Origin of the sequence: Bradyrhizobium cytisi (genome assembly GCF_008123515.1) — a bacterium.
GTDB lineage: Bacteria > Pseudomonadota > Alphaproteobacteria > Rhizobiales > Xanthobacteraceae > Bradyrhizobium > Bradyrhizobium cytisi.
In genome coordinates, this window is record NZ_VSSR01000086.1 from 1 (window position 1) to 25,996 (window position 25,996).

Sequence of the window (25,996 nt, forward strand, 5' to 3'; positions counted from 1 at the left end):
GCAGCGGCTTCGTTCAATCCTCTAATTGAGGACAGGCTCTAGTTCTACAGGAAACGACAACTCGGCACTCCGGAGCTGTTCTACGCGGCGCCGCAATCGCATTGCCGCCCTCGACCGCGCAACGAAGCGCGGGATCGGATGAGAGCGTCGGGATCGGCGCCAGGACGGTAGGGTACGCCTACACGTCCGGTGTCGGCGCAACACGGGACCTATGACAGGGATTGGGCTGATCTCTGTTTCTGACCCTTTCCCGGACATTGAAGCGCGCGGCTGATCGAGGGTGAGGCGTCGTAGTCACATCCATCACGATCACCGCGCGCACTTGTCGCGTAACGCTTATTTGTGGGCAACGGCCCAGCATTCCAACTCCACTTATGAGATGGAGCCGGCGTTCCAATTTCGAGGGCAGCTCTCGGCGCAGCGGACTTGGCACGACGAATCCGTGGAAATCCAGCGGAAAAGACCAGTTGAACGCGGCATTTGAGCATCAAGTGCGCGGCTGAGTGGGCAAATCAATACTCAAAAGCGTCTAGACTCTAATTCCACATAACCTGTTGGCGGCAGGTCCGAGCAATTTTGTTCGGCAACCTGCTGCCGAGCAGAGATCGATTTCGCTGCATGAGAAATGGGCACGCAATGCATCGCCGGAAGGGACTCGGGGGAACGATGAAAGGAGTCGTGAATATCGACGACTTGCGCAAGCTGGCGAAGAAGCGGCTGCCCAGGGCCGCTTACGATTTCATCGAGGGGGGTACCGATGACGAGGTCGGGCTGGTCACCAACGAACAGGCGTTTCGCCTTGCGCGCATTTTGCCGCGGCGCCTAATCGATGTCAGCGTACGCGACCAGTCTGCGACGCTCTTCGGCCGAAGTTATTCTAGTCCGATCGGCATCGCCCCGACGGGCCTGGCAGGCATGTTTCGCCCTCGTGCTGACATGATGCTGGCTGAGGCGGCGCGCGACGCCAACGTGCCGTTCGTCATGTCGGGCGCCAGCACGGGCTCGATCGAGGATCTCGGCAAGTTGGCTCCCGACCACGGTCTGGTACCAGCTCTACTCGGCCAAGGACCCTTCGATCTCTGAGGACATCATCAAGCGGGCGAGTGACGCCAGGCTCAGGACTCTGGTCTTCACTGTCGATGTGCCGGAAGGCTCAAATCGCGAGCGCAATATAAGGAACGGCTGGGGCTGGCCGCCAAAACCGACATGGAAGATCAAGTTCGAAGCGCTACGCCATCCGGCTTGGATGATGCATTGGCTGCAGCATGGCAGTCCTTATTTTGACAACTGGGTCAGGTACGCCGGACCCGCCGCCAGCGCTGAAAAAGTAGCTGATTTCGTCGCCTACCAGTTAAAGTCGCCGATGACCTGGGAGCATGTCGAGCGGTATCGAGAGCTGTGGAAGGGTAATTTCGTGCTCAAAGGAATCATGCACCCCGATGATGCAATCCGAGCGCACTCGCTTGGCTTAGACGGCATCATCGTCTCGAATCACGGTGCGCGGCAGCTCGACAAAGCGCCCTCGCCACTGGAGGTGCTGCCCGCGATTTGCGACGCGGTGGGCGACAAAATGACTGTGATGATCGACGGTGGTATCCGCCGTGGTCTCGACGCGATAATCGCCCTGTGCATGGGTGCCAAGTTCGTCTTCCAAGGCCGGCCGACTCTTTACGGCGTGACTACCGGTGGAGTAGCCGGTGCAGCGAAGGCTTTGGCGATCTTCCATCGCGAGATCGACATCAGCATGGCTCAAATCGGAGCGACCAAGATCGCCGATCTCGGCCTCCATTTTCTGATGTGGAAACAAGAGAAGGATTTGCGCCGCAACGGGCGCTGAGGAATGTAGGCGATCGACCTATATCTCGCCTCAGCGGCCGCTTTTCCTAATAATTGGCTCGCCGGCCGAAAGCTGGCAGAGGAGAATAGGCGCAGGGGCGCGTATTAGTTTGGTGATGAGCGACGATAGTCACGCGTCGGGAGGCCTCGTTGTGAGCCAGACCTTGCCAAGCACGATGAACCTATCGCTGCAATTCGGCACCGTAAAACCCGCCGCTACTACGAGCTCGAGGATCAGAGCAGTTTGGTTCGATGCTGCGCGTTCAAGGCAACCGGGGGAGCGGTCCCCATGACGCTCCGAAGACGGGAGCTAGATGTTTGATCCCAGAGGACGCCGAATGGGCAACTCGGACAAGCTGTCGCCCGTGGCCCGCATGGACAACGGCTACTATGATCGGTCGCCCATCTCAAGCAGGCCTCGCCTTGAATGGCCAGGGGGTTGCGGTCTGCTTCATGCTGCACTTCGAGCACAATTGGTACGCACGTCCGGATGTAGTTGTCCCTCCAAGCTTCGCGGCCGCAGCCGCCCCGTACCCGCGGATTCCTGACGTCCATAGTACGTCCGCGTATGAATATGGGAATCGTGTCGGCGGGTTTAGAGTACTCGATCCTTCGTAGGAACGGTATCCGACCGACGATTGCTTGGACCTAGATGTGGCCAGGCGGTGCAGACCGCTCGTGGACCAATGCTTGGCGGTTGAAGCGGAATTCGTCGGGCATGACCTCTCCAGTGAAATATTCATCGATGAGACCATGTCCGAGGAGGTGGAACGCGCTACATTCTGTCCACTATCGAAGGCCTTGCCGAGACTGTCGGCCAGACCGTTCGGGGATGGGAAGGCTCGTAGTGCGGAGAGTCGTCTAGGACAGTAGTGCTTGTCGCTTATGAGAAGACGGCACAAGCAACGCGCGCCTCATGATAATGAACATCCATCGGATATTGGGCCAGCCCTTTCGTATCCGGCAATTTGAGCATGTTGTGGCTCGCATCCGGGAGCAAGCAAGGATGGTTTGCGATGGTGAGGTGTGCGATGCTTACCGAAAGAGCACGAGGTTAGCATCGAATGGATAGTCCCCAAATTTGTCGGATCAATCTCCCACGGTTGTCTGGCATGGCGGAACGCGGGATAGCGGCGCTACGCATCGATTGCCAATCGGACATCTTCCCCTGGTTGCGCTTGCTGATGAACAAATCGATGATCTAGTTGGAGATGTAATGTAGGCGTCGATGGCACCCGGACCTGCGGCGTGTTGGCGTGAGGTGTTTGGTGCCTTGCGAATGGATAACCGACGGTAGAGCGTTACATTCTCTCTATTGGGTGGCCCTCAGGCTCGCGCTGAACCTAAGTTCGATATTGCTCCGCGCCTATCGCTGGAACCAATTGTAGGTGACGGAGCGGTTCGTAAATCCTGCGATAATTGCATTTATTTGCAGTTCAACTGCGCGGGATGGGGAAACTCGAATCCTTTCGCCTGCTTGTGCTGATTAAAATTAATCCCGGACATTTGATTTGCTGTCTCTCCGAGGGCCGGCACAAACAGGAGGAAGCACATGGACTTCAAGGTTTCGCCGAAATCGCTGCGGGAGAGCTGCGGCGCCGAGGAGTGGCAGGCGCGGGTCGATCTAGCGGCTGCGCATCGAATGGCTTTTCTTCAGGGCCTCTCAGAGGGCATTTTCAATCATCTGACTTATGTGGTGCCCGGCCGCAGCGACCGCTACTATCAGATTCCATTCGGGATGCATTGGTCCGAAGTAACTGCTTCTTCGTTCATGGAAGTTGGCATCGACGATGGCCAAATCAAGCGCGGAGAAGGCGTGGTCGAGCGCTCCTGCTATTGCATCCATGCGCCGATCCATAAGGCCGCGCCGAAAGCGAAGGCGATCTTTCATACCCATATGCCGTTCGCCAGTGCCCTTACCCGCCTCGAAGATCCGCGCATTAAGCAAATCGGTCAGGGCGAAACCATCATGGCGGGGCTAATCGCATATGATGATTCCTTCCCGGGGCCTGCGAGCGATCCAGCCGAGGGCGTGCGGCTCGCCAAAGTGCTTGGGGAGAAAAAAGTGCTATTCATGGCCAATCATGGCATCACGACTGTCGGCGAGACAATCGCAGAGGCTTACGAGAAGCTTTATTATATCGAGCGTGCCGCACAAGTGCAGCTCTACGCTATGTGGACCCACCAGCCGCTGAAGCATCTCCCGCAACAGGTGATCGACGAAACGACGCGCAGTGTTGGCGTCGTGCGAGCGAGTCCATCCCCAGCCGAGCGGCACTTCGGTGCCCTGAAGCGGATACTCGACCGGAAAGAGCCCGATTACGCGACGTAACCGCGCATTTTGGGTGGAAAGACAGGCGGCTACCATGGGAGCAACGCAAGACGTGGTGGGAACTGCGCTTCGTCCACCACGTTCCCACTGCTGTTGGCTCGTTCACGCGATGCGCTCGCCGCTGCGCCTCAATGCTTCCATCGTGTGGTCGGCATAGGCCGGACTGAGTGAGGCGAGTGCCAGCAGGTAGCGGTGCGGCGCCTCAACTCGTTGGACATCACCTCGTTGCGGACGCGCACCGTCACCTGATCGCCATGTCGGAATTGCGGTGCCGGCGAAACCCATGATGACGTCGCCCTCGCTGGTTGCCGATCTCGCGCTTGCTGGATCGCGAGAGGTCCATAGCATGACAATTCACGACTTGAAACTGTTGCAGCAGATTGTGCAGCGGCCGGATGCTCCCAAGCTCGCGGTGCGCGCCTTCGGGCCGAAATTGCCGATCCCGATCCGCATGGCGCCCAGTTTCTACAAGAGTAGTATCGGTAAGCGCGGTCACGACCATGTCGTTGATCTTCTCTCGATCCGCAGGGCGAGCGCCGAGTTGGCAGGCGCCTGTCTGATCAACCCGCGGAGGATGACATAGTTGGCAAGCACCAGCGACCCTCGGCGAATTTATGCCATTGCTGAATATTGACCCGCAGGAACTTTATTGGTCTTTTCAAACTGTTCGGCAGAGCTACTTCTGGTCTTGTTGATGGGCGCCTGCAGGGGTCCGCCACCTCCGAGTTTGCCGTTGAGATCGGGGCTCTCGATGTTTACGGGCGCGGATGAGCGAATGAATTGTAGTCGACCGGCTACTGCGGAGATAATCGCGGAGTTGTTCGTTGCAGTGTCACGAATATGGATCTCGCAAACGCGGCAGTCGAACATCGTTTCGTTTCCGCATGCGTGGGACGCGCAGCGACTTGCTCATCATTGCCGCTTAGCAAATAGGCAAATCGGCTGCGTTGTAATCTCGAAGAGCTTCGGTTTAGCTAGTCTTATTACTTTGGAGATGAGCATGCCCGTTGACAGACCAGACATTACCATTGTTCTGAGCCACCCTGACGCTGAATTGTATGCACGGCTTGTTGCGGATCGCTTCCCTCAGGTTCGCACGATCATCGCGCCAAGCCCTGATCAGCTCGCGCGCTGCATAAACGAGGCGGATGCCCTCCTCGCATCTTCGTTACCCGTCGACCTATTTGAACACGCGAAAAAACTGCGTTGGATCCAGTGCCCTTTCGCCGGCGTCGAGTCGATCATGCCGTTTCGCGAAACGATAGGGGAAATCACCATAACAAATGCTCGCGGCATTCATGGTGATATCATCGCTGATTATGTAATGGCCGGCGTAACCATGCTGCATTGGGATTTCCGTAAACTCCTGCGCGATCAGGCGGAGCGGAGATGGAGCCCGCGCTTTGTCGCGCCGTTGGCCGAGAAGACGCTCGGCGTCGTGGGTCTGGGCTCGATCGGGGCGACGATCGCCCGACGCGCGAAGAGTACGGGAATGACTGTGGTCGGCTCGAAGCGGGATGCCTCAGTTCCTGTCGATGGTGTTGACCGGCTGTTTGCCTCGGATGCCCTTGACGAAATGTTGCCGCTTTGCGATTTCGTGGTGCTGGCCGTGCCGGCGACGGCAACCACCGCAGCTCTCATCGGTGCGGCTGAGATCGCGCGAATGCGCCGCAATGCCTTTTTGATCAACATCGCCCGCGGCCAAGTTGTCGCGGAGGCCGAACTGATCCAAGCGCTGAAGGCGGGCACGATCGCCGGTGCATTGCTCGACGTGTTCCAACGGGAACCGCTGCCTCAGGAAAGCCCGTTGTGGGACATGCCGAACGTAATTGCGACACCGCACGTTTCAGGAAGCGCGACAAACTATCCGGAAAGAGTATTTTCCATCTTCGCCGATAACATCGAACGTTTTCTCAGGGGACAGTCCTTGACCAATGTCGTGGATCTGGGACGTGGTTATTGACTGCGGCGCAATCCAGGGAATACCCCTGTGCCGTGCGCTCCAGGTTCGGGCGGTCGGCCAGCCACAGCGACATGCGGCGCTTAAGCCTTCAGGCGCGATCGTGTTCCGTGAAAAAGGCAACCTGATGTGACCACGCTGAACGCGATGCTGCGTGCCGAACCGCGGCCCGCTTGGCCGCGAAGCCTAGGCGTGGTCGAAACGCGCCCCTCCAATGCTCACTCAAGAAGAGGCTTACTATGATCAATCGCATGCAATTCTACATTGACGGCGCCTGGGTCGATCCGGCCGTCAAGAAATCCACGCCGGTCGTCAACCCGGCGACGGAAGAGGCGATGTACGAGGTTGCGCTGGGCTCCAAGGCTGACGTCGACAAGGCCGTTGCCGCGGCCAAGCGCGCTTTTGCCTCTTTCTCGCAGACCAGCCGGGAGGAGCGCGTCGCGCTCCTGTCGAAAATCATCGAGGTCTACAGGGGCCGCCTCAAGGAGATCGGCGCTGCCGTCTCCGACGAGATGGGCGCGCCGCTGCCGATGGCGGAGAAGCTCCAGGCCGGCGCCGGCCTCGGCCACCTCATGACTACGCTCGACGTGCTGAAGAACTATCATTTCGAGGAGCCGGTCGGCACCGCCATGGTGCTGCGCGAGCCGATCGGCGTGGTCGGCATGATCACGCCGTGGAACTGGCCGCTCAACCAGATCGCCTGCAAGGTCGCGCCCGCGCTCGCCGCCGGCTGCACCATGATCCTGAAGCCGTCGGAGTTCACCCCGACCTCGGCGCTGATCTTCGCGGAAATCCTCCATGAAGCCGGCGTGCCGAAGGGCGTGTTCAACCTCGTCAACGGCCTCGGCCCCGAGGTCGGCGCCGCCATGAGCGAGCATCCCGACATCGACATGATCTCGTTCACCGGATCGACCCGCGCCGGCATCGACGTGGCCAAGCGCGCGGCACCGACCGTGAAGCGCGTCAGCCAGGAGCTCGGTGGCAAGTCGCCGAACGTCATCCTCGAAGGCGCCGACCTGCAGAAGGCGGTGACCGGCGGTGTGATGCACATGTTCAACAACTCCGGCCAGTCCTGCAACGCGCCCTCGCGCATGATCGTGCCGCTGTCGAAGATGAAGGAAGTCGCCGCGATCGCGAAGGCTGTCGCCGACAAGACCAAGGCCGGTGATCCCCGTGCCGAAGGCACCACCATCGGCCCCGTCGTCAACCGTGGCCAGTGGGATAAGATCCAGGGCCTGATCAAGAAGGGCATCGACGAGGGCGCCACGCTCGTCGCCGGCGGCCCGGGCCTGCCCGAAGGCGTCAACAAGGGCTTCTATGTCCGTCCGACCATCTTCGCCGACGTCACCCCCGACATGACGATCGCCCGCGAGGAGATCTTCGGACCGGTGCTGACCATCATCGGCGCCAAGGACGAAGCCGAAGCCGTGCACATCGCCAACGACACGCCCTATGGGCTTGCCGGGTACGTTTGGGCCAGCACGGTGGAAAGCGCCAAGCGCGTTGGCCGCCAGATTCGCGCCGGCAACGTCAACCTGCAGGGCGTGCCGAACGAGAGCTCCGCGCCATTTGGTGGCTACAAGCAGTCCGGTAACGGCCGCGAGTGGGGCCGCTACGGTCTGGAAGAGTATCTCGAGGCCAAGGCCGTCGCGGGATACAACGGGGCGTAAGCTGATCCGCGACTGACAAGATTTTGGCGCCGGGCGGATCACCGCTCCGGCGTCAGGCTTGGAGGCTGGACTTTGTATTTTTCTCTTCCCTTGACCGGGATCGCGATTCTCGCCGGGCGGCGACTCGCCATACGCAAGAATCTTCCGGTTCGGCACGCCACCGGATTCCGCGACCCATAGGATCTTCTCGTCCGGCGAGAAGCAGAGCGCGTCCGGCCCGGCCCCCACCCTCGGCGACGATCGTGGCCTTGCCGGTCAGGGGATCGGGCCGTTGGACGTTGGGATCGATCTCGGGTTCGGCCTCCTAGCGCTCGTAATTGCTGAGCGGCCCGAAGGTGGGATCAGCGAACCAAATCGACCGTCGGACTTCACGACGGTGTCGTTCGGCAAGTTCAGCCGCTTGTCGCCAACGAGTTCATCAGAAGGAGTGAATACAAATCCGATAAAAGTGGCTCACGCCAATGGCAAACGTTCGCGCCAAAATGTACGTTGATACGGATCGGCTCATCGCCAGCAAAGCCTCGATGGTCGAGCAGATTCGAGCGCACGCGTCAAGGATTGCGAACGTGCGCGATACAGGAGATCACGCGGTGGCGCGGCCTCAGCGCGAGCGGAACGCGTGGACCCCAGCGCGTTGCCCGAATCAGACGCAGAATTTCAGCTGAATCTGGCCATACATGAGAGGAATTCGGCGTTGAATGCGCCTAATGCTTCGGCCACGAATAGTGAAAAGATGGCCCTCTGTGAGGGAGCAGAGCTTCTGGAATAGGGCTCATTGCCAGGCCTGCGATCTTTTCTGTTATCAGTCCTGCTGGAGAGTGACGTTCACTGCCGTTGTTGAACAATATGCCATACCGCTACAATGCCGTCGTTGAACACATCCGCAAGCGGGTCGATGCCGGTACGCTCAAGGTTGGTGACCGTTTGCCATCGATCAGGCAACTCAGCCTTTTGACAGGATTCAGCGCAGTTACAATTCATCACGGTTATGAGCTGCTCGAGAGTCGAGGCTACTGCACGGCTCGGCCGCGATCAGGATATTATTTGACGCGCATTTCGTCGGAGCTAAGCGATTTCGCGCAAGCCGGCGAAAACTCGGTCGAACCAATTTCCATCGGGGACTTTCCGCAGGCCCTGCTTTTGTCGTGGCAGAATCGGACTTCGAATGCGTTCGGTGCTCCGCAACCAAGCGACGATCTCTTCGACTGTGCAGAAATTGACAGCGTGATGCGCCGCATTCTCCGCCGTCGGAAGCTGCCCGCCAAAGACGCCGCCATGGGCGATATTGATCTCCGCCTGCAGATAGCCAAGCGCGCCGCGCAGCGCGGCATATTTACGCGATATCAGGACATTATCGTAACGGGATCGGCTACGCAGGGGCTCAATCTCTGCCTCGACGCCCTGACTGATCCCGGTAATGTCATCTTGGTTGAAAGCCCATCATATTTCCCGGCCTTATCGAGTATCAAACACCGGAACCTCCGCGTCGTCGAGATCTACTCCCATCCTAGAACCGGCGTCGATCCAGACCAGTTCGAATATCTAGTCAAGAATAACAACATCAGGGTTGCTCTGCTGATGGCGAACAATCACTTCCCTACTGGCATCACCTATGGTGAGGAAGGTATGAAGCGGATCGTCGCCGCCGCGCACAAGAACAATGTCACCATCATTGAAAATGATATGCTTGGCGATCTTTATTACGGCATCAGCAATCCCAGATCCTTGAAAAAGTTTGATTCGAGCCAGACTGTGCTGCAGTTCAGCAGCTTTGAGTGCAGCTTGGCCCCAGAATACGGGCTCGGGTGGGTGATAGCGGGCAAACACGCACAGCCCATTCTCGCTGCCTCTTGTTTAGGAGGTTACGCGATCAACGACTTTCGGATTCAGCAGGCCCTTGCCGAATATCTATCGTGCCACAGCCAAGACAGGCACCTGCGCCGGATCCGGGACACGCTCGCCTCGCGGATGCAGCGGGGGCTGCAGCTCCTTGCCGACAGGATGCCAGCCGGTTGCTCCATCAGCCGGCCGAACGGCGGGTATATGTGCTGGGTTCATGCTCCACAAGGGTTTAAGTCAGGCAGAGCCGCAAGGGCGCTTCACAAGCAACGCGTAAGCATTCTGCCCGGCCCGGTATTTTCCGCAGCGGCACGATCTTTCGAGAATTTATTCGCGCTGAACTTCTCCTTTCCTTGGACGACCACCAATGAGGCCAAGATCGGCAAAATTGCCGACTCAATTGCCGAAATCGCCCATTGACTAGTTATGGGCAACGTATCGTTTGACGGAGCAGCGGCACTCCGAGGTCAAATAGCCTTCGCCTGCACCAACAGTGCGCGGTCTTCGGACTGCTAATGCGATCGATGGCGCAGCGCGCGCGACTCCGGTGCTTGCGTCCTTGGGTAAACGACTATCCGGTCGAGTATTGGCGGCAAGAATTTTATGCGTCCGCCAAGCAATGAGGACTGACTGGCCTGCATTCCGGATGCTTATCCGGATAGATCGCAGCCTCTAACGCGAGCAGTCACGGATATAAAGTGTGGCGAACCCGGAAATATCTGACGCATTGCCCAAAGTCAGCTCGACCTGCAGCAACGGCAGCCGTCCCTTGCGATTGATGCACTGCTCGGCGCGGCCGGCAGAAGCCGAGGTACATCTCTAGTGACAGTACCGTCTTAGAGAACGCCAGGAAACATGGCGTCATCACTAGCGCGGCCTAGAACGGGACTACTGCCTCTACCAACTTCCCCTTTCGGATCTACGCAAAGACAATCCAGCCGCACGAACGCAAAATGCCAGCCAGGTTTTTCAACTGAACAAGGAGCGCGAGAGGCCAATTTCCGTGTCGTCGCAGAAACCGGCGCGACGCTTGCGCACGCTCCGCCAAACCATCTCTCAGCGGCAGAACGGTTCGAATCAGACGAGTACGAAATGAATATGGTTGTGCTGATCAAAATTAAGATCAGCTGTATCTAGGAACACGATGAGCTTTGATGCCAAATGACTTGAACAGTCGGAAACGGAACGGATGGACGATTTCATTATTATCGGCAGTGGCATCGCTGGCCATCACGCCGCTTCCGAGCTCTGCCGAAAGGCACCTAGCCACAATGTCCAAGTCGTTGGTGCAGAGTTGGGCCGGCCCTATGACAGGCCCCCACTTTCCAAGGAATATCTACTGGCAGCTGAACCTGTCCACCCGGAGCTTCGTCCGTCCGAGATTTATGGCTCGACCGTGGCGCTGCGAGACGGCCTAAGCACAACGAGTATTGATCGGCAGAACCGGACAGTCACTCTCGCGGATGGATCGCAGGTTCACTATGATAAGTTGCTGCTTGCAACGGGCTCCCGTCTGCGACAACTTCACCTTCCGCATGTCGACCCTAGGCGTATTTTCTACCTGCGCACACTTGAGGATGCTCAGCGGCTCAGAAGAGCTCTGTGTGAGAGTCCACGTGTTGCCATTTTAGGAGGCGGCTTCATCGGACTAGAAGTAGCTGCAGCAGCACGCGTGCGCGGATGTACAGTGAGAGTCCTAGAACGCGCGCCGCTGCTTCTTTCGCGTGCAGCAACGCCGAAGCTTTCAGAGTTTGCGCGCGCCTTGCATATCAAACGGGGCGTCGAGGTCTTGGTTGACCTCGAGGCGGGCGAGATTTTCGAAGAGAGCGGCGAGATAATTTTGAGGTGGCCCGGAGGGGAGCTCCGTTCCGACATCCTGGTGGTAGGTATCGGCGTTGTTCCGAATTCGGAGCTTGCCTCGCAGTGCGGGCTCGCCACGGCCGATGGAATTCTCGTTGATCAACAATGCCGGACCTCCGACGGTGCAATATTTGCAGCCGGCGAAGTGACCAATTATCCGATTGGCCGGCATGGTTTGCGGGCACGCACAGAGTCGTGGAGCTCGGCATCGGCTCAGGGAGCCGTTGCGGCAAAAAACATGATGGGGCAAGATCGCTGCTTTAACGAGTTGCCATGGTTCTGGTCCGATCAGTATGACATCAACATCCAATGTATAGGATTACCAACCAAGGCATCGCGCTTTCTTCAGGTCGGCGACTTGAATTCCAACAGCTGGCTCCAGGTCGGAATTGACGACGCTGGTCACGTGATTGGGGCCGAGGGCGTCAACAGGGGGCGCGACATTTCGGCACTGCGACGAGCTGGTCGAAGCGGGCAGTCGATTCCGGCAGCACTTGTCGAGCAGTTGATTCGGATAGAGCCGGTCAATCGATGAGTCGCATCGGCCAGCCGCACCATGGTTTGACGACTTACGTGCATGACGCAAATAAAACGAAGTTCTCGTTAGACCGTGTCTACTCTACGCGACGGAATGCACGCGTTCGGCACTGACAAGATAATGTTCCCACCCATGCCTTCGCTGTGCTGAGAGAGGATTCGCGCGATAACCCCTGCGGAGCTGCGGTTAGCTGGCCCAAGAGCTTACCGCCGAATTAGGACAAGGCCGTTGACATATCATTCGTTAAGGGCCGCCCTGCTCAGGGCTATACCGGCTCCCTCCATCCTTGCGATGAAGGGCTGCGTGGCTGTCCAAGTCTGCAAACATCAAGCAGGATCTGGCGCGGTTACACATCGTGTGCTGACCAACTTTGGAACGAACTGTCTATTCCAGTTTGCCGAAGGCGAGTGATAGAGTTTCACATGAAGTGCACTGTACTTTGAGGAGAATGCAATGAACAACGTGGTCGATCAAAAGAATCGAAAAAAAATGACCATTGTGGACACCGATGTGCATCACGGTTACAGGAGTAAGTCGGACCTCTTCCCGTATTTGAGTAAGTTCAATGCGGAGCGGTTTGCGGAATACGGGATCGAGACGGGGTTTAGTTTCGGCTTCAACGGCGGCGTCCGCGGGCGTCGTGCGGAATTGGTGGACGAAAACAACCCGCCTCCGAAGGAAAACTTTTTCACCTCTGCCTTCGACGTCGAGGACACTAGGGTACGACTACTAGATGGTAGCGGCATCGACTTGGCCATCCTTACTGGTGGGATAGGTCAGGCCGCCAGTGCAATGTTTGATGTGGACTACGCAAGCGCTCTGTGCCGGGCGTTCAACGACTTCTCACTGGAGCATTGGATAGCCAAGGATGAGAGGTTTCGTCTTGTTCTTCACATCAATTCGCAGGATCCGAATGGAGCCGCCGCCGAGATCGATCGGCTCGGCTCACACCCAGCGGTTTGCTCGGTGATGCTGGGCTGTGGCGCACCGAGACCCTTCGGGCATCGTTTGTACCATCCGATCTATGAAGCCTGCGTCCGAAATGGGTTAGCTGTCGCGATGCACTTCGGCGCGGAGGGTACGGGCGTGAATCCGCCTATCTCAGCTGCGGGCTTCCCAAGTCACTACATCGAGATGCGTCAGATTCGGTCCTCTTGGTATTCCGTCAACGTAGCGAGTTTTGTGTTTGAGGGAGTTTTCGAAAAGTTCCCAAGCCTGAAAATCGGCATGCTCGAAGCAGGGTTCTCGTGGTTAGCTCCACTAATGTGGAAAATGGATTTTGACTGGAAGGGGCTTCGCAGGCAGACGCCCTGGGTCAAGAAGCTGCCCAGCCAGTACATCAAGGAGCACATCCGCTTTGCCACGCAACCGATGGAAGAGCCCGAGGATCCCAGCCAGCTCAAGCAACTCATCGACTGGATCGGTGGATCGCAAATACTGATGTTTGCATCTGATTACCCGCACTGGGACTGGGATGATCCAGCAAGAACGCTGGTCGACTATCCCGAGGACTTTCGGCGCCGCATCTTCTCGGAGAATGCAATTGACACCTTCCGTCTGAGTCTGCCGTCAATCTCAAAAGCCGCATAGGAGACGGGTGTCAGTGTCCAAGAAGTATCAGGTCTGCTACGCGGACGAAATTCCTACAGGCGGTCGGCTGATCGTCGACATTGCTGGGCGCAGCGTCGGGATATTCAAGGTCAACGACGAATACTTTGCGATACGCAACAGCTGTCCGCACAAGGGCGCGCCGCTTTGCCGGGGATTGCTGGACGGAATGGTCACCGGGGACGCTCCCGGTCATGCGCGATTCGAGCGATTAGGCGAGATAATTCGCTGCCCATGGCATGGCTGGGAGTTCGATATCAAGACGGGTCAATCTGTGCTCAACCCTCACAAAGTGTGGGTGCGTACATATCCTGTCAGTGTCGATGCAGAGGAATCAGTTCAGACCAACGCTAATTGCGCGGGGCCGGATCCATCGATTGAAACCTACCCAGTGACCCTCGAGACAACCAATACCGGCGAACGGCGGCTTCTCTGCATTCATCTCTGAAAGCGCGTTCCAGAATGAACGAAAACCAAGGAAGAATGCAGACATCGTTGAAGGTCGTCGGCGCCTCACCTGTGTCATCAGAACGTGCTGATGCCGGTCGGAGTTTCGTCCCAATCAGCTGACAATCGTCTCCTTTGGAGGGACTGTCAGGCGGGCCCTGACCGGGAATTTCGTCCGGAGGCGAAAGGAATCAGATCAATCTCATCAAGGACGACTATGGCGACGAGATTACCTTAATCGGGGCCTGCGTCCGCGTCGTGATGCGAATTCCCCGGGTTGGCAGACGCGCCACGTTAAGAGGATAAACGTTTGTGAGGACAATGACAGTAAATTGGATCGGTCTATGTCGCCTGGACGACTTGCCGGGCGACGGAATGTACGCATACGAGGTTGGGTCAAAGAAACTGGCTGTCTATCTCTTGGATGGGAAGGTCTATGCGACCGACAACGTGTGCACCCACGCTTTCGCTCTGCTCACAGATGGTTGGCTTGAGGACGGACTCGTCGAGTGCCCTTTGCATGGCGCGCAGTTCGACGTGACGACCGGAGCTGTGGTTAGAGGACCTGCCGATTGTGCAGTTCCAGTCTTCGAAACCCGGATTCGGGATGGGCTTATCGAGGTTCGCATTGATGACTGAGTGTGAGGGTATGCAAAATTCCGAGAGCGGGCATCTATACTTTGGCCGGGTTGAGTTAGCGAAAGGGAGCCGCCTTCGTCAATCCAGCGTGTACGCGACCCAGTCTCGAAGTTCGTCAAGGTTTGCTTCGAGCGAACAGCCGCATCTTTCACCGATTCTCCGAGGACGACTTTCAGTCCTCATCGGACCCGCCGGCTGCATGGCCTCGACCTTCGAAGCCGATGCGCTCTGCATCACCTGCGAGAGCGGCCCGACCTGTCTAACACGTCAGGTGCCGCGCCAATGACCAAGATGCATGGGACCACGCTCGGCGAAGCGCTCATCACCTTACTCGAGGCGCATGGTGTCGACACCGTGTTCGGCATTCCAGGTGTGCATACGGTTGAGCTCTACCGTGGCTTGGCGCGTTCGAAGATCCGCCATATCACGCCACGCCATGAGCAGGGGGCCGGCTTCATGGCCGATGGATACGCACGTGCCAGCGGCCGGCCGGGCGTCGCCTTCGTCATCACCGGGCCGGGGCTTACGAACACAATAACCGCCATGGGCCAGGCGCGTGCCGATTCCGTGCCGATGCTGGTGATCTCCGGCGTCAACGCCACCAGCACGCTCGGCAAAGGATTGGGTTTCCTGCACGAATTGCCCGACCAGCGTGGCATGATGGAGAAGGTGGCGCTGTTTTCCGAGCGTGTCACCGAAGCCGCGGAACTGCCGGACGCGCTCGCCCGCGCTTTCGCGCTGTTTTCCTCCGCGCGTCCTGGCCCCGTCCACATCGAGATCCCGACCGATGTCATGGTAAAGCCCGCCGATGGGATCGGGGCTGCACTCAGCAATGCCGCGCCGCCGGCTCCGGCAGCTTCGGCGATCGCCGAAGCTGCGAGGTTGATCAAGGCCTCCCGACGTCCGCTCATCCTCGCTGGTGGTGGCGCTAAACAGGCCGATGCGGCGCTAAGGAGCTTCGCCGAAACGCTCGGCGCGCCGGTCGTCGAGACCGCCAATGCGCGCGGCCTGCTGCATCGCCATCACCTTTGCGTGCCGGCGAGCCCCAGCCTGAAGGCGGTGCGCGCGGTAATGGCGGACGCCGATCTGGTGATAGCCGCCGGCACCGAATTCGGTCCGACCGACTATGACGTCTATGGCAACGGTGGGTTCGTGCTGCCGCCGAACCTCATCCGCATCGATATTGGCGCCGATCAGATCGCCCGTTATGCTAGCAACGTTGCCATCCAGACGGATTGCGCCGAGGCACTTGGTGCGCTGCTGACCGAGCTTGGTCCCGCTCACGTCGCTGCGAAAAACGGCGAGTCACGCGCGGCCGCAGCAAGAGAGGCAGCATTGGCTGAATTGAAGCCTGACTATATTGCGCAAGTTCGCGCGGTGGAAGCAATCCGCGACGCGCTGCCTGGCGCAATCATCGTCGGCGACTCGACCCAGCCGATCTACGCTGCCAATCTCTATTATGACCACGACCGTCCGGCTGGCTGGTTCAATGCCGCAACCGGTTTCGGTGCGTTGGGCTATGGCCCACCGGCGGCGATCGGCGCGGCCCTCGCCGAACCTGAAGCGCCGGTCGTTTGCCTGACCGGCGACGGCGGCTTTCAGTTCACATTGCCGGAACTAGGCGCGGCGCTCGATGGAGAAGCGCCGGTGATCTTCGTCGTCTGGAACAATCGCGGTTATCGTGAGATCGAGAACTCGATGCTCAAGCGGGGAGTCGAGCCGGTCGGCGTGTCGCCGGCGCCTCCGGACTTCTGCAAGCTCGCCGAGGCCTATGGCATGGCGAGCGAGCGGCTGACCAGCATTGGCGACCTCGGCCATGCGCTGAAGCGCGCGCGAGCGGCCGGCAAGCCACGCGTCATTGAAATCGTGGTCGACTGAAGAGCTGCGTTTCGCACGACCAGCCTCGAGGGCGGTCTTGGTTGCGGCGGCCCCGTTCTTCTGACTGGTCAAACTCAGACTGGTCTGGTGCAAGTTCAGGGAATTCCGACCCTTTGGGCGGCACTGGCTGGCGAGCCAGCGACGATGGATCTCTCAGATTCCTGCTCTGTCTTCCGTACGCATCCGAGCAAGGCCGCCTTGTGAAAAGGTCGGCTGCGTAGCTGACTGTCCTTATGGACGTACATAAGGACAGTGCGGTGCTGAGCCGCATAGAGGTGGTGGAGACCGGTCGGCGGCGACGCTGGACGAGTGCGGAGAAGCTCAGGATCGTAGAGGAGAGCTTCGCGGGGCCGCGACTGGTTTCGGCGACCGCTCGCCGGTACGGGATCTCACGTCAGCTTCTGCTGAATTGGCGCAAGGCTTTGGCCTCCAATCATCAGGCTGGAGTGGGTTCGATCGGCCCGACATTCGTCCCTGCGATAGTTGCGCCGAGCACGCCGCCAACGACGGAAGCTGTCGAGGCAGGCCAGATCGAAATCGTGAGCCCAAAAGGGCTGCGCGTGGTCTTCGGTCCCGGCGCGGACGTCGAGGCGGTGGTTCGAATTGCTCGCGGACTGGAGCGCCGATGATCCCGATCCCGACGGGCGTGCGGGTGTGGCTGGCGACGGGCTACACGGACATGCGCCGAGGCTTTCCGTCGCTGGCACTCCAGGTGCAGGAGGTGCTGCGCAAGGACCCGCTCAGCGGTCATCTGTTTGTCTTCCGCGGTCGCCGAAGCGATCTTGTGAAGGTGATCTGGCACGATGGCCAGGGAGCATGCCTGTTCACCAAAAGACTGGAGAGAGGGCGGTTCATCTGGCCTTCGGTTGCGGGCGATGCAGTGACGATCTCTCCGGCGCAGATGAGTTACCTGTTGTCCGGAATCGATTGGCGCAACCCGCAAGAAACCCAGCGTCCGACGCGGGTCGGATAGCTGTTTTGGGTTTGAATCTGCTGCTTGATCTGATTCAATGGCTTCATGATATCGAAGCCGGACGACCTTCCATCGGATCTTGTCAGTGCCCTGGCAGCGCTGCAGGCCGAGCGTGAGGCCCGGCTGCGAGCCGAGGCGATGGCTGCCAGCGCGCAGGCGGAGCTGTCGGATAACGCGGCGCTGATCGCGCATCTCGAGCTGCGGATCGAGAAGCTCAAACGCGAACTGTACGGGCAGCGCTCCGAGCGCACGGCGCGGCTGATCGAGCAGTTGGAATTGGAGCTCGAAGAACTCGTCACCACGGCGAGCGAGGATGAGCTTGCCGCGCAGGCCGCGGCGGCGAAGGCGCAGAAAGTCCGCGCCTTCACGCGCAAGCGACCGGTGCGCAAGCCATGGCCGGACGACATCGAACACGAGCGCGTCGTTATCGAGGCTCCGACGAGCTGCGCCTGCTGCGGCGGATCGCGGCTGGCGAAGATCGGCGAGGATGTGACCAAGACGCTGGAGGAGATCCCGCGTCGCTTCAAGGTCGTCGAGACGGTGCGGGAAAAGTTCACCTGCCACGATTGCGAGAAGATCAGCCAGCCGCCCGCGCCGTTCCATGCAACACCGCGCGGCTTCATCGGCCCGCAATTGCTGGCGACCATCCTGTTCGACAAGTTCGGCATGCATATCCCGCTCAACCGCCAGAGCGCGCGCTTCAAGTGCGAGAGGATCGACCTGCCGTTGTCGACGCTGGCCGACCAAGTCGGCCACGGGACCTTCGCCGTCATGCCGCTCTTCCACCTGATCGAGCGTCATGTGCTCGCGGCCGAGCGCCTTCATGGCGACGACACCACCATCCGCATCCTGGCGAAGGGCAAGTGCAAGACCGGTCGGATCTGGACATATGTGCGGGATGACCGGCCCTTCGCCGGACCTGCGCCGCCGGCGGCGGTCTATTACGCCTCGAGCGACCGTCGAGGCGAGCATCCCCAGAAGCATCTGGCCGCCTTCGCCGGTATCCTGCAAGCCGATTGCTACAACGGCTTCGAGCCGCTGTTCGATCCGCAGAAGAAGGTGCTGCCGATTACGCCGGCGTTTTGCTTCGCCCATGCGCGGCGGGGCTTCTTCGAGCTGGCCGACATCGAGAAGAATGCCCGGGAAGGTAAGAAGGGCAAACCGGTTTCTCCGATCGCACTGGAGGCGGTCAGACGCCTCGATGCGTTGTTCGAGATCGAGCGCGCCATCAACGGCCGCAGCGCCGACGAGCGGCGCGCCGTACGCCAGGAGAGAAGCAAGCCGCTGCTCGACGACATGCACACCTGGCTGCTGCGCGAGCGAGAAACCCTCTCACGCTCCTCCGAGGTCCTGAAGCCCATGAATTACATGCTCAGGCGCTGGGCCGACTTTGCCCGCTTCCTCGACGATGGCAGGATCTGCCTCAGCAACAACGCCGCCGAAAGAGCGTTGCGCGGCATCGCCTTGGGAAGGCGCAACTGGACCTTCGCCGGCAGCCAGCGCGGCGCCGACCGTGCCGCCATCATGCTGACGATGATCACGACCTGTCGCCTCAACGACGTCGATCCCAAGGCCTGGCTCGCCGACGTCCTCGCCCGTATCGCCGATCTTCCCGCTTCGCGTCTGCACGAACTGCTGCCCTGGGAATGGAAGCTCCTGCGCCAGGCCGACAAGCCCGCCGATCAGCAGGCCGCCTGACCTTCACGCAACGCCATCATAGAGCTCGCCGTGCCCGCGCGCATGCGTCAATCAGGCGGTCTTCGTCGTATGCGTACTGTCTTCCAGTTGTCGACCCTTCGATCAGATTCGCGCCCGACCTTGATCGCGAGCGCTGGCTCGCGGAATCTTGAGGTTCTGGCGAGTTCAATGGAAAGGCCTATCGCGCGTTGGCCTGCAGAAAACGTAATCGTGCGCGAGGTCGCTGATGGACTTCGGTCCTGACCGAGATGAAACCGTGCCGGAGCCGTATGGCTATGTGGGCGGCTATTCGCCGGGTGCTGTTATGAGTGTTTCGAGCGGTTGGCAAGGCTCCTCCAAGCCCATGAAGAGCAAATCGGGCGCCTCGCGGAATAGAAGACAGAATTTCGCTGAAGTTAGCTCTGAGATCGAAGAAATTCGGCTGATGGGCCATAATAATGTTCTGGTGATCCGATGATGCATTCCGCGTCAAGAGGCGAACGTGTTCGCGGGGAGGGGCATTATCAGCAAGTCGAAAGCGGTCAACGTTCAAGCAGACTGCGCCGTTGTGCGCATCAGACCTAGAGTTGGCCATTAGCCCAGCGCTCTCACAACTGAGATCATGCCCGGAGCGCAAGCGTGAGGATTGTCTGGGACTTTGCGCTTCTCCTGATCGTTTGACGGGAAATACCGCGGCAGAAAGCAGAGAGCAACGAAAAGGAGCGATGCGTGAGACTACTTTCATTCACGGTCGAGGGGCGCGAAAGCTTCGGGCTTCTCTCTGGAGGCGGCGTCGTCGACCTCGCTCCGCGAAGCAGGCATGAAAACCTCCGCGCGGCCTTGCGAGAATTGGATAAGATTGAATCACATGCGGGTCGGGACTGCCGTTTGGAGGACATCCGATTTCTTCCGGTGATTCCCAACCCCTCTCGCATCCTGTGTGCGGGCTTGAACTACCTGAGCCATCTGAATGAAAGTAGACAGCCGCGTCCGCAGCGCCCGATAATCTTCACTCGTTTCGCGAGTTCTCAGGTCGGCCATCTCGACAGCTTGGTGCGCCCGAAGCTCTCCGAAAATTTCGATTTTGAGGGTGAGCTGGCTCTAATCATTGGCAAGCCTTGCCGGTATGTGAGCCGCGACAGGGATTGCCGGGCGATCCTGGATCGGGTTGGATGGGACACTTACATACCTACGAGCCTGGAAAAGGATGGGGGTTCTACTCATACTCGAGCGATCCTGAAGTGGACACGTTGCTCGAAAGGCAAGCCAAGGTGCTCGACGAGAGCCAACGAAATGAATTGCTCAAGCGTGTCGCCGCTCTAAAGCATGAGAGGGTGCTCGGAGGGTTGCCTACCTATCTTCCGACTATAACGTTCGCCTTCAGAGACACGATCGACTGGACGCCGTGGCCCGATCGCAGCGCCCAATGGAGGACCATGCAGCAGATCAGGCCAGTCAAATAATACAGGTCGACGGGAGCGCGAATGAGTCCCGAAGGAAAAATCGCTGTAGTGACAGGCGCCGGCTCCGGCATTGGTCGCGCATCGGCCGTCGTCCTAGCGAAAGCGGGTGCGCGAATTCTTGCCAGCGACATCGACTATGAAAGCGCAGAACAGGCGGTGTCCGCAATCGAAAGCATTGGGGTGAGGCATTTGCGCTTCACGTTGACGTCTCGGACCCGCATGACGTCATGCGGATGATAGATGGGGCTGTGTCGCGCTTTGGCGGCTTGGATATCCTTCACAACAACGCCGGAATCCTTTCAGGGCCGCGTTTCCCAGATTCCGATCCATCGTGTTGGCAGCGAGCGATTTCGGTAAATATCATGGGTGTCCTGTCTGGAACTCACTACGGCGCAGAAGCAATGCGTCAACGAGGCGGGGGCGTCATAATCAACACCGCTTCGATCTCCGGCTTAATGCCTCATTTTACCGATCCGGTCTACGCCGCAACGAAAGCCGCGGTCGTAAACCTCACGCGTTCCCTTACTTTTCTGAAGGAGGAAGCGAACATCCGGGTGAACTGCGTTTGCCCGGGTCTCGTCCGCACGAACTTGGAATGTCACTCAGGGGCGGTGCTTGACGCCGCGACGCAGCGGCGTTTCAAAAGCCGACGCGCTGGCTTGAAAGATCTGCCTGCTCTGGAACCGGACGATATCGCGCGGGCCGTGATGATGTTGATCCAGGAAGATGGCCTCAACGGCAAAGCCTGCACTCTCGAGCCTGGAAAACCTTGGCAGATTCAATAGTCACAGGATGAGCAGAGGGTGAGAAGGCAGCAGGCAGACGTCGTTGTCGTCGGGGCCGGCATGGCCGGCCTTTGCGCGGCGCTTACCGCAATTGACCAGGGTGCAGACGTTGTCGTCCTCGAAAAGGGGAGCCGGGTCGGCGGCTCTATGCTGCTATCACATGGGCTAATCTGGACCTTCTCCGACAAGAGGCAACTCAAGCAGGAGATTCCCGACGGCAATGAAGCGCTCCAAGAACTTGTCGTAGATGGTCTGACCGCTGGTCACACTTGGCTAGAAGAGCTGGGTGTTCCACTCGAGCCCGAAACGTCGTTTGAGTGGTACGGGCGGGGGCGAGCAGCGGATCCTCGCACCATGGCCTCCACGATCATGCAGCGGTTCGGCGAGAAAGGCGGACGGCTTCATCTCCGGACGGGCATGCAGCGATTGCTCCTTTCGGACGATCAAGTCGCGGGGGTGGTTGCGTTCGATGATGAAGGATCTCTTGCCGTCGAGGCGAAGTCGTCGGTGCTTGCCACCGGCGGATTTCAGGGCAACACGGGTTTGATCACGCAATACATCACACCTCATGCTGACTCCCTCTACCTTCGAAGCAACCCCTGGAGCACCGGCGATGGCTTTCTTGCCGCCACAAGAGCAGGCGCAGCAGCCACGACACATCTAAACTGTTTCTATGGCCATGCGTTAGCGGCGCCTCCCGCTCGTTTTTCCCACCTTGACTTCTCCAATCTGACGCAGCGCTACGGGCAAGTTGCCGTAGCCCTGAATCTGGAAGGCCAGCGTTTCGTAGACGAGTCGGAAGGGACTGGAGAAGAAGCCCTCAATCTAGCACTGGCCGCTCAGCCGAACGCGACAGGAATCTATGTGGTCGATGCGTCGATAGCGAGTGGCACTGGACACAATGCCTATCCTCCTAAGGTCGCCATCGATCGGGCGCGCAATGCTGGCGGCCCAGTAGTGTCTGCGGACACGCTCGAAGAGCTCGCTGACAAGTTGGCTAACTGGTCGGTCCCGGCCGACATTGCGCTAGGCTCCCTGCGTTCATACAACGCCGCCGTTCGCGAGGGTCGCGGCAGGGCACTTTTCCCCTCAAGACAGAGGAATGCCGTGCCCCTTCTGACCGCTCCCTTCAGTGCAGTGATGGTACGGGCGGGTATCACCTTCACCTGCGGCGGGCTACAAGCCGATCTTGATATGAACGTCCTGCGAAGGTCGCTTACGTCTTCTACCTTGTCTCTGACGAAGGCGGACATGGATGAAGTCTCGCTCACACCGATGGCGAATCTTTACGCCGCAGGTTGCGATCTAGGCGCTATAAGTACTCGTGGTTATTTGGGCGGCTTAGCGACAGCTTTGGTAACAGGCCGGATTGCAGGAGCGTCTGCAACGCACAACGCAAAATATAACAAACCTTAGCCAAAACTCTGGGGCGATCGATGACCTATCCTAAGCGTGTGGCAGTTATAGGAGTGAGCCATTGGCATTCAACCTATGACGCCGCATATGTCGAGCTGCTGCGCGCTATGAATGTGGACGTTGTCGGTATATCGGACGAGAACGAAGAAATTGTCCGCAATCGCGCGGAGCGTTTCAAGATTAAGCCGTTTCAAGACTACAAGGAAATGGTTGACCGGACAAAACCGGATTTCATCGTCGCGCTCGGACGCCACGTCGATATGCCGGAAATATTTCGCCATCTTGCCGAAGCCGGGATCCCATTCTTGATGGAAAAGCCGTGGGGCGTTGATGACACAACAGTAAGGGAGCTTGCAGAGCTGGCATCAAGGCGCAATTTGTGGGTCTGCGTACCTTACTTCACTCGCTATACGCAGTGGGCAGAGTTGGCACGCTCAATGGTACAGAGCGGCGAGCTTGGAGCTATTTCACACATCGTTTTCCGAATGATCCGTCCCACGATGAAACGTTACGTGGCGTGGGACTCGCCTTGGATGCTCAGCAAGGATCAAGCTGGCGGCGGTGCTCTGCTTAACCTTGGCTCTCATGGTTTTGACATCTGTCGATTCATCACCGGGGAAGAGCCATCGGTCCTTTCGGCGGTCTTGAGCAACGTTGTTCATAACTCCGAAGTCGAGGACTATGCGCACGTAACCCTACGCACGCCTAAAGGAATAATCTTTCACAATGAAGTCGGATACACACTACCGACTTGGCCTAAGAATTCGACTGACAGCGAGCAAAAGCTTGCTGCAGAAAACGCAATCGTGCGCGAGGTCGCTGGTGGAGTTCACATCCTCGGTCCAGATCGAGATGAAATGGTCCCGGCGCCACTTGGCTATGTAGGCGGCTGTCGTCGGGTGCTCGTTGAGTGCTTCGAGCGGTTGGCTGCCGGCAAGCCTCCCCCAATCACAGCTCATGACTGCGCTCGCGCTGTCACGCTAACCCACGACGCCTATCGACTGGCGCATTATAGGGGAGTTCGAAGCGATGATGCATGATCCCAACTGTGCCATTTGCAAGGCCAACATGGATGTTTCCTCAGTGCCAGGAGGAATCATTTATGAAGACGATCTTTGGCTCGTTCACCACTTGATGCCAGGCAGGGGGGTGCCAGGTTGGATGATGGTTCAAACTCAGCGCCATGTTGCGGGTATAGCGTTCTTCAACGATGCCGAAGCCCTGAGCTTTGGTCCAACGTTTCGACACTTGCAAAAAGTACTAATGGATGTGACTGGCGCTTTGCGGATCTATACAGCTTCGATGAACGAAAGCGTGCCCCACTTCCATTGCCACCTTGTGCCGCGCTACGGAACAATGCCGAAGAATGCTCAGGGATTTGAGATCTTCGACCTCTTTCGCGCGTCGGCCGCAGGCGAAATTCAGGTTGATGCAGACGCGGTCAAAAGCCTGACCGATCGATACCGCGAAGCTCTTAAGATTGAGCCACCTGCCACGCTTGTCGGGGCTAGATAGCGATATCGGAGGAAAGATGGAAATCAGTGGCCGAACAGCAATCGTGACTGGCGCTGCTTCCGGGATTGGTCGCGCGACAGCTATGGCACTAGCAGCCAATGGCGCACGTATCGTTGTCGTCGATATTGATCCAATCGGACAACGAGTCGCTGACGAGATCGAAAACGCGGGGGGGGAAGCCAGCTTCTTCGTTGCGAATGTCACCTCGACTACATCTCTGTCCGAGATGTTTTCGTATGCAGAAGCGACCTACGGTGGCTTCGACATACTTCATAATAATGCTGGAGTTATGTTTCCCAGCGGCTTTGAAGATCAGCCCATTGAAGCCTGGGTGCGGATGATCGAGGTGAACTTTTTGTCGGTCGTACGCGCTACTCATGCAGCAATACCACTTTTGAAAAGACGTGGCGGCGGCGCAATTCTGCAGACGGCTTCCGTTGCGGGGTTGCTGGCCTACTCTAGTTCGCCGATCTACGCAGCTTCCAAAGCGGCCGTTGTCAGCTTTACACGATCGCTCGCAGCCTTAAAGAAATCTGCAAACGTCGCAGTCAACTGCTTGTGTCCCGAGCTGGTGGATACTCCGCCTATTCAGGAAAGTCGGCTACGCAATCGCGCTGTGGGCACCTCAACCAAAGACTTGGCGTCCCCGCTCATTCCCGCCGAAGCGGTAGCTGCAGCAGCGGTCGAAGTGATTCGAAATGAGACTCTCGCTGGGCAAGCGATGAAGGTGTCACCCGATCGACCTGCAGAACTTTTCGAGTTTCCAGATTGGGGGCTCCAGCGGTAGTCACTCGCGAGCAGCGGCTCTCATTGATCCAGGAATGCGATCTCGATACGGCGGAGCCGCAATCGACGCTGCGACGGCTGCTGAATCCCCGTGTTTCGCGATCCGGTGAAGGGCGCGGTACACTCTCGTGATGATTCTCGGGGGAGGTTTGTTTGGTAAGAACTTATTTCCGCCTCTGCCGGTGGCGGCTCCCCTACACTGCGCGTCTGAGGATTGCTCGGCGAGCCGAGCCGATCTTCACCACAGGAAGACGAGCCTTGGACGATTATAGAGAAGCATTTGTCGGAAGCGATGTTGCGAAGCCGAAGAACATTGTTGCGATTACGGAGCGGGCGGGGATGATAGGTTCGCTTCTTCGGTGAGGTCGACGCGTCGGCCAGCAGCATGCGGCGGGTCATAGGGCGGATTGTCAGCCTCTTTGATCAGCTGCATTTCTGCTACGAGGCTAGGCCGACGGGGTACGGCCTTTACCGCCTGATTCACTCCACTCGGGTGCGAATGCACCGTGGTGGCGCCGTCATTATACTGAGCAAGCCTTGCCATCGGAAGGACGAACCGCCGAGACGCCATTCCCCTTGCCGACGAGCTGACTACAATGTGGGTTCCCGATGAAGGGGCCAAGTCCATATGGGATCTCGTGCGGGCCCGAGCAGCGGCAGTTGAGCCGCTGCGCGTCCAGGACCGTCGTCCGGCGTGTCACGCATTGTCTGGTTAGAGAATGAATGATCTTAAGCGTGCTCTGAAGACCGCACCTAGTACCCACTTTTCTTGGA

General features: G+C 58.6%; 23 protein-coding genes and 2 pseudogenes. 23 read left to right on the plus strand and 2 right to left on the minus strand.

Going from position 1 to position 25,996, the window contains the following annotated elements:
* The first annotated feature begins 678 nt into the window (after positions 1 to 678).
* The 3 genes from FXB38_RS44730 to FXB38_RS38635 all read left to right on the plus strand — a co-directional run bounded on the left by FXB38_RS44730 (position 679) and on the right by FXB38_RS38635 (position 4,168).
* Positions 679 to 1,083 (plus strand): alpha-hydroxy-acid oxidizing protein, encoded by a 405-nt coding sequence (locus tag FXB38_RS44730; RefSeq protein WP_187435448.1) that lies wholly within the window; start codon positions 679 to 681, stop codon positions 1,081 to 1,083.
* A 7-nt stretch (positions 1,084 to 1,090) separates the two neighbouring features.
* On the plus strand, positions 1,091 to 1,837 hold the full coding sequence (locus FXB38_RS44735; protein WP_283812810.1) for an alpha-hydroxy acid oxidase: 747 nt from the start codon (positions 1,091 to 1,093) through the stop codon (positions 1,835 to 1,837).
* Positions 1,838 to 3,388: 1,551 nt separating this feature from the next.
* The gene (locus FXB38_RS38635; protein WP_148756159.1) at positions 3,389 to 4,168 is read left to right on the plus strand and encodes a class II aldolase/adducin family protein; all 780 of its coding nucleotides are present in this window, start codon (positions 3,389 to 3,391) and stop codon (positions 4,166 to 4,168) included.
* A 102-nt stretch (positions 4,169 to 4,270) separates the two neighbouring features.
* Here FXB38_RS38635 and FXB38_RS38640 read toward each other — a convergent pair whose 3' ends face one another.
* Entirely contained in the window at positions 4,271 to 4,453 is a 183-nt protein-coding gene (locus tag FXB38_RS38640; RefSeq protein ID WP_148756160.1) for a hypothetical protein, read from the minus strand.
* A 61-nt stretch (positions 4,454 to 4,514) separates the two neighbouring features.
* Here FXB38_RS38640 and FXB38_RS38645 point away from each other — a divergent pair, with 61 nt between their 5' ends.
* The 3 genes from FXB38_RS38645 (at position 4,515) to FXB38_RS38655 (ending at position 7,798) form a co-directional block, all read left to right on the plus strand.
* The gene (locus tag FXB38_RS38645; RefSeq protein WP_187435449.1) at positions 4,515 to 4,751 is read left to right on the plus strand and encodes a hypothetical protein; all 237 of its coding nucleotides are present in this window, start codon (positions 4,515 to 4,517) and stop codon (positions 4,749 to 4,751) included.
* Between the two features lie 417 nt (positions 4,752 to 5,168).
* The gene (locus tag FXB38_RS38650; RefSeq protein ID WP_148756162.1) at positions 5,169 to 6,131 is read left to right on the plus strand and encodes a D-2-hydroxyacid dehydrogenase; all 963 of its coding nucleotides are present in this window, start codon (positions 5,169 to 5,171) and stop codon (positions 6,129 to 6,131) included.
* Between the two features lie 236 nt (positions 6,132 to 6,367).
* Positions 6,368 to 7,798, plus strand: a complete 1,431-nt coding sequence (locus FXB38_RS38655) for an aldehyde dehydrogenase family protein (RefSeq protein WP_148756163.1) — start codon at positions 6,368 to 6,370, stop codon at positions 7,796 to 7,798.
* A 111-nt stretch (positions 7,799 to 7,909) separates the two neighbouring features.
* Here the strand turns inward: FXB38_RS38655 and FXB38_RS44975 are convergent.
* Positions 7,910 to 8,200 (minus strand): annotated as a pseudogene (locus FXB38_RS44975) (SMP-30/gluconolactonase/LRE family protein); the annotation flags it as partial.
* A 444-nt stretch (positions 8,201 to 8,644) separates the two neighbouring features.
* Here FXB38_RS44975 and FXB38_RS38665 point away from each other — a divergent pair.
* From FXB38_RS38665 to FXB38_RS38750, 17 genes and pseudogenes are all read left to right on the plus strand, one after another.
* On the plus strand, positions 8,645 to 10,057 hold the full coding sequence (locus FXB38_RS38665) for an aminotransferase-like domain-containing protein (protein ID WP_148756177.1): 1,413 nt from the start codon (positions 8,645 to 8,647) through the stop codon (positions 10,055 to 10,057).
* 769 nt (positions 10,058 to 10,826) lie between these two features.
* Positions 10,827 to 12,032: an NAD(P)/FAD-dependent oxidoreductase gene (locus FXB38_RS38670; RefSeq protein WP_148756164.1), complete on the plus strand. Its 1,206-nt coding sequence runs from the start codon at positions 10,827 to 10,829 to the stop codon at positions 12,030 to 12,032.
* A 456-nt stretch (positions 12,033 to 12,488) separates the two neighbouring features.
* Positions 12,489 to 13,625: an amidohydrolase family protein gene (locus FXB38_RS38675; protein WP_148756165.1), complete on the plus strand. Its 1,137-nt coding sequence runs from the start codon at positions 12,489 to 12,491 to the stop codon at positions 13,623 to 13,625.
* 13 nt (positions 13,626 to 13,638) lie between these two features.
* Entirely contained in the window at positions 13,639 to 14,091 is a 453-nt protein-coding gene (locus FXB38_RS38680; protein WP_148756166.1) for a Rieske (2Fe-2S) protein, read from the plus strand.
* Between the two features lie 320 nt (positions 14,092 to 14,411).
* Complete coding sequence (locus FXB38_RS38685; RefSeq protein ID WP_035973691.1) at positions 14,412 to 14,729, plus strand: non-heme iron oxygenase ferredoxin subunit; 318 nt, start codon at positions 14,412 to 14,414, stop codon at positions 14,727 to 14,729.
* Between the two features lie 282 nt (positions 14,730 to 15,011).
* Positions 15,012 to 16,607 carry a 5-guanidino-2-oxopentanoate decarboxylase gene (locus FXB38_RS38695; RefSeq protein WP_187435450.1) on the plus strand — a complete coding sequence of 532 codons (1,596 nt, stop codon included), beginning with the start codon at positions 15,012 to 15,014 and terminating at the stop codon, positions 16,605 to 16,607.
* Positions 16,608 to 16,864: 257 nt separating this feature from the next.
* The gene (gene tnpA, locus FXB38_RS38700; protein ID WP_246230470.1) at positions 16,865 to 17,236 is read left to right on the plus strand and encodes an IS66-like element accessory protein TnpA; all 372 of its coding nucleotides are present in this window, start codon (positions 16,865 to 16,867) and stop codon (positions 17,234 to 17,236) included.
* The gene (gene tnpB, locus FXB38_RS38705) at positions 17,233 to 17,580 is read left to right on the plus strand and encodes an IS66 family insertion sequence element accessory protein TnpB (RefSeq protein ID WP_148756168.1); all 348 of its coding nucleotides are present in this window, start codon (positions 17,233 to 17,235) and stop codon (positions 17,578 to 17,580) included. Before tnpA ends, tnpB begins: the two co-directional genes overlap by 4 nt.
* A 45-nt stretch (positions 17,581 to 17,625) precedes the next feature.
* Positions 17,626 to 19,278 carry an IS66 family transposase gene (gene tnpC, locus FXB38_RS38710; protein ID WP_148756169.1) on the plus strand — a complete coding sequence of 551 codons (1,653 nt, stop codon included), beginning with the start codon at positions 17,626 to 17,628 and terminating at the stop codon, positions 19,276 to 19,278.
* Positions 19,279 to 19,504: 226 nt separating this feature from the next.
* The gene (locus FXB38_RS38715; RefSeq protein ID WP_148756170.1) at positions 19,505 to 19,735 is read left to right on the plus strand and encodes a hypothetical protein; all 231 of its coding nucleotides are present in this window, start codon (positions 19,505 to 19,507) and stop codon (positions 19,733 to 19,735) included.
* A gap of 434 nt (positions 19,736 to 20,169) precedes the next feature.
* The gene (locus FXB38_RS45200; RefSeq protein ID WP_430640213.1) at positions 20,170 to 20,580 is read left to right on the plus strand and encodes a fumarylacetoacetate hydrolase family protein; all 411 of its coding nucleotides are present in this window, start codon (positions 20,170 to 20,172) and stop codon (positions 20,578 to 20,580) included.
* 161 nt (positions 20,581 to 20,741) lie between these two features.
* Entirely contained in the window at positions 20,742 to 20,957 is a 216-nt protein-coding gene (locus tag FXB38_RS45205; protein ID WP_148756171.1) for an SDR family NAD(P)-dependent oxidoreductase, read from the plus strand.
* Positions 20,906 to 21,505 (plus strand): annotated as a pseudogene (locus FXB38_RS38730) (SDR family NAD(P)-dependent oxidoreductase); the annotation flags it as partial. The gene FXB38_RS45205 and the pseudogene FXB38_RS38730, both read left to right, overlap by 52 nt.
* An 18-nt stretch (positions 21,506 to 21,523) precedes the next feature.
* On the plus strand, positions 21,524 to 22,921 hold the full coding sequence (locus FXB38_RS38735) for an FAD-dependent oxidoreductase (RefSeq protein WP_283812809.1): 1,398 nt from the start codon (positions 21,524 to 21,526) through the stop codon (positions 22,919 to 22,921).
* 20 nt (positions 22,922 to 22,941) lie between these two features.
* A complete protein-coding gene (locus FXB38_RS38740; RefSeq protein ID WP_148756174.1) occupies positions 22,942 to 23,961 on the plus strand; it encodes a Gfo/Idh/MocA family protein in 1,020 nt (339 codons plus the stop codon).
* Positions 23,951 to 24,436: an HIT family protein gene (locus FXB38_RS38745; protein ID WP_148756175.1), complete on the plus strand. Its 486-nt coding sequence runs from the start codon at positions 23,951 to 23,953 to the stop codon at positions 24,434 to 24,436. The genes FXB38_RS38740 and FXB38_RS38745 overlap by 11 nt, the downstream gene beginning before the upstream one ends.
* A gap of 16 nt (positions 24,437 to 24,452) precedes the next feature.
* On the plus strand, positions 24,453 to 25,223 hold the full coding sequence (locus FXB38_RS38750; protein WP_148756176.1) for an SDR family NAD(P)-dependent oxidoreductase: 771 nt from the start codon (positions 24,453 to 24,455) through the stop codon (positions 25,221 to 25,223).
* Positions 25,224 to 25,996: the final 773 nt, after the last annotated feature.

Bases quoted from the DNA above. Each gene is read 5' to 3' on its own strand.
- FXB38_RS38695 (WP_187435450.1), top strand. From the start codon at position 15,012: ATGACCAAGATGCATGGGACCACGCTCGGCGAAGCGCTCATCACCTTA.
- FXB38_RS38675 (WP_148756165.1), top strand. From the start codon at position 12,489: ATGAACAACGTGGTCGATCAAAAGAATCGAAAAAAAATGACCATTGTG.
- FXB38_RS38745 (WP_148756175.1), top strand. From the start codon at position 23,951: ATGATGCATGATCCCAACTGTGCCATTTGCAAGGCCAACATGGATGTT.
- FXB38_RS38665 (WP_148756177.1), top strand. From the start codon at position 8,645: ATGCCATACCGCTACAATGCCGTCGTTGAACACATCCGCAAGCGGGTC.
- FXB38_RS38740 (WP_148756174.1), top strand. From the start codon at position 22,942: ATGACCTATCCTAAGCGTGTGGCAGTTATAGGAGTGAGCCATTGGCAT.
- FXB38_RS38750 (WP_148756176.1), top strand. From the start codon at position 24,453: ATGGAAATCAGTGGCCGAACAGCAATCGTGACTGGCGCTGCTTCCGGG.
- FXB38_RS38685 (WP_035973691.1), top strand. From the start codon at position 14,412: ATGACAGTAAATTGGATCGGTCTATGTCGCCTGGACGACTTGCCGGGC.
- FXB38_RS38640 (WP_148756160.1), bottom strand. From the start codon at position 4,453: ATGGGTTTCGCCGGCACCGCAATTCCGACATGGCGATCAGGTGACGGT.
- FXB38_RS38650 (WP_148756162.1), top strand. From the start codon at position 5,169: ATGCCCGTTGACAGACCAGACATTACCATTGTTCTGAGCCACCCTGAC.
- FXB38_RS45205 (WP_148756171.1), top strand. From the start codon at position 20,742: ATGAGTCCCGAAGGAAAAATCGCTGTAGTGACAGGCGCCGGCTCCGGC.
- FXB38_RS38715 (WP_148756170.1), top strand. From the start codon at position 19,505: ATGGACTTCGGTCCTGACCGAGATGAAACCGTGCCGGAGCCGTATGGC.
- FXB38_RS38645 (WP_187435449.1), top strand. From the start codon at position 4,515: ATGACAATTCACGACTTGAAACTGTTGCAGCAGATTGTGCAGCGGCCG.
- FXB38_RS38670 (WP_148756164.1), top strand. From the start codon at position 10,827: ATGGACGATTTCATTATTATCGGCAGTGGCATCGCTGGCCATCACGCC.
- tnpC (WP_148756169.1), top strand. From the start codon at position 17,626: ATGATATCGAAGCCGGACGACCTTCCATCGGATCTTGTCAGTGCCCTG.
- FXB38_RS38635 (WP_148756159.1), top strand. From the start codon at position 3,389: ATGGACTTCAAGGTTTCGCCGAAATCGCTGCGGGAGAGCTGCGGCGCC.
- FXB38_RS38655 (WP_148756163.1), top strand. From the start codon at position 6,368: ATGATCAATCGCATGCAATTCTACATTGACGGCGCCTGGGTCGATCCG.
- tnpB (WP_148756168.1), top strand. From the start codon at position 17,233: ATGATCCCGATCCCGACGGGCGTGCGGGTGTGGCTGGCGACGGGCTAC.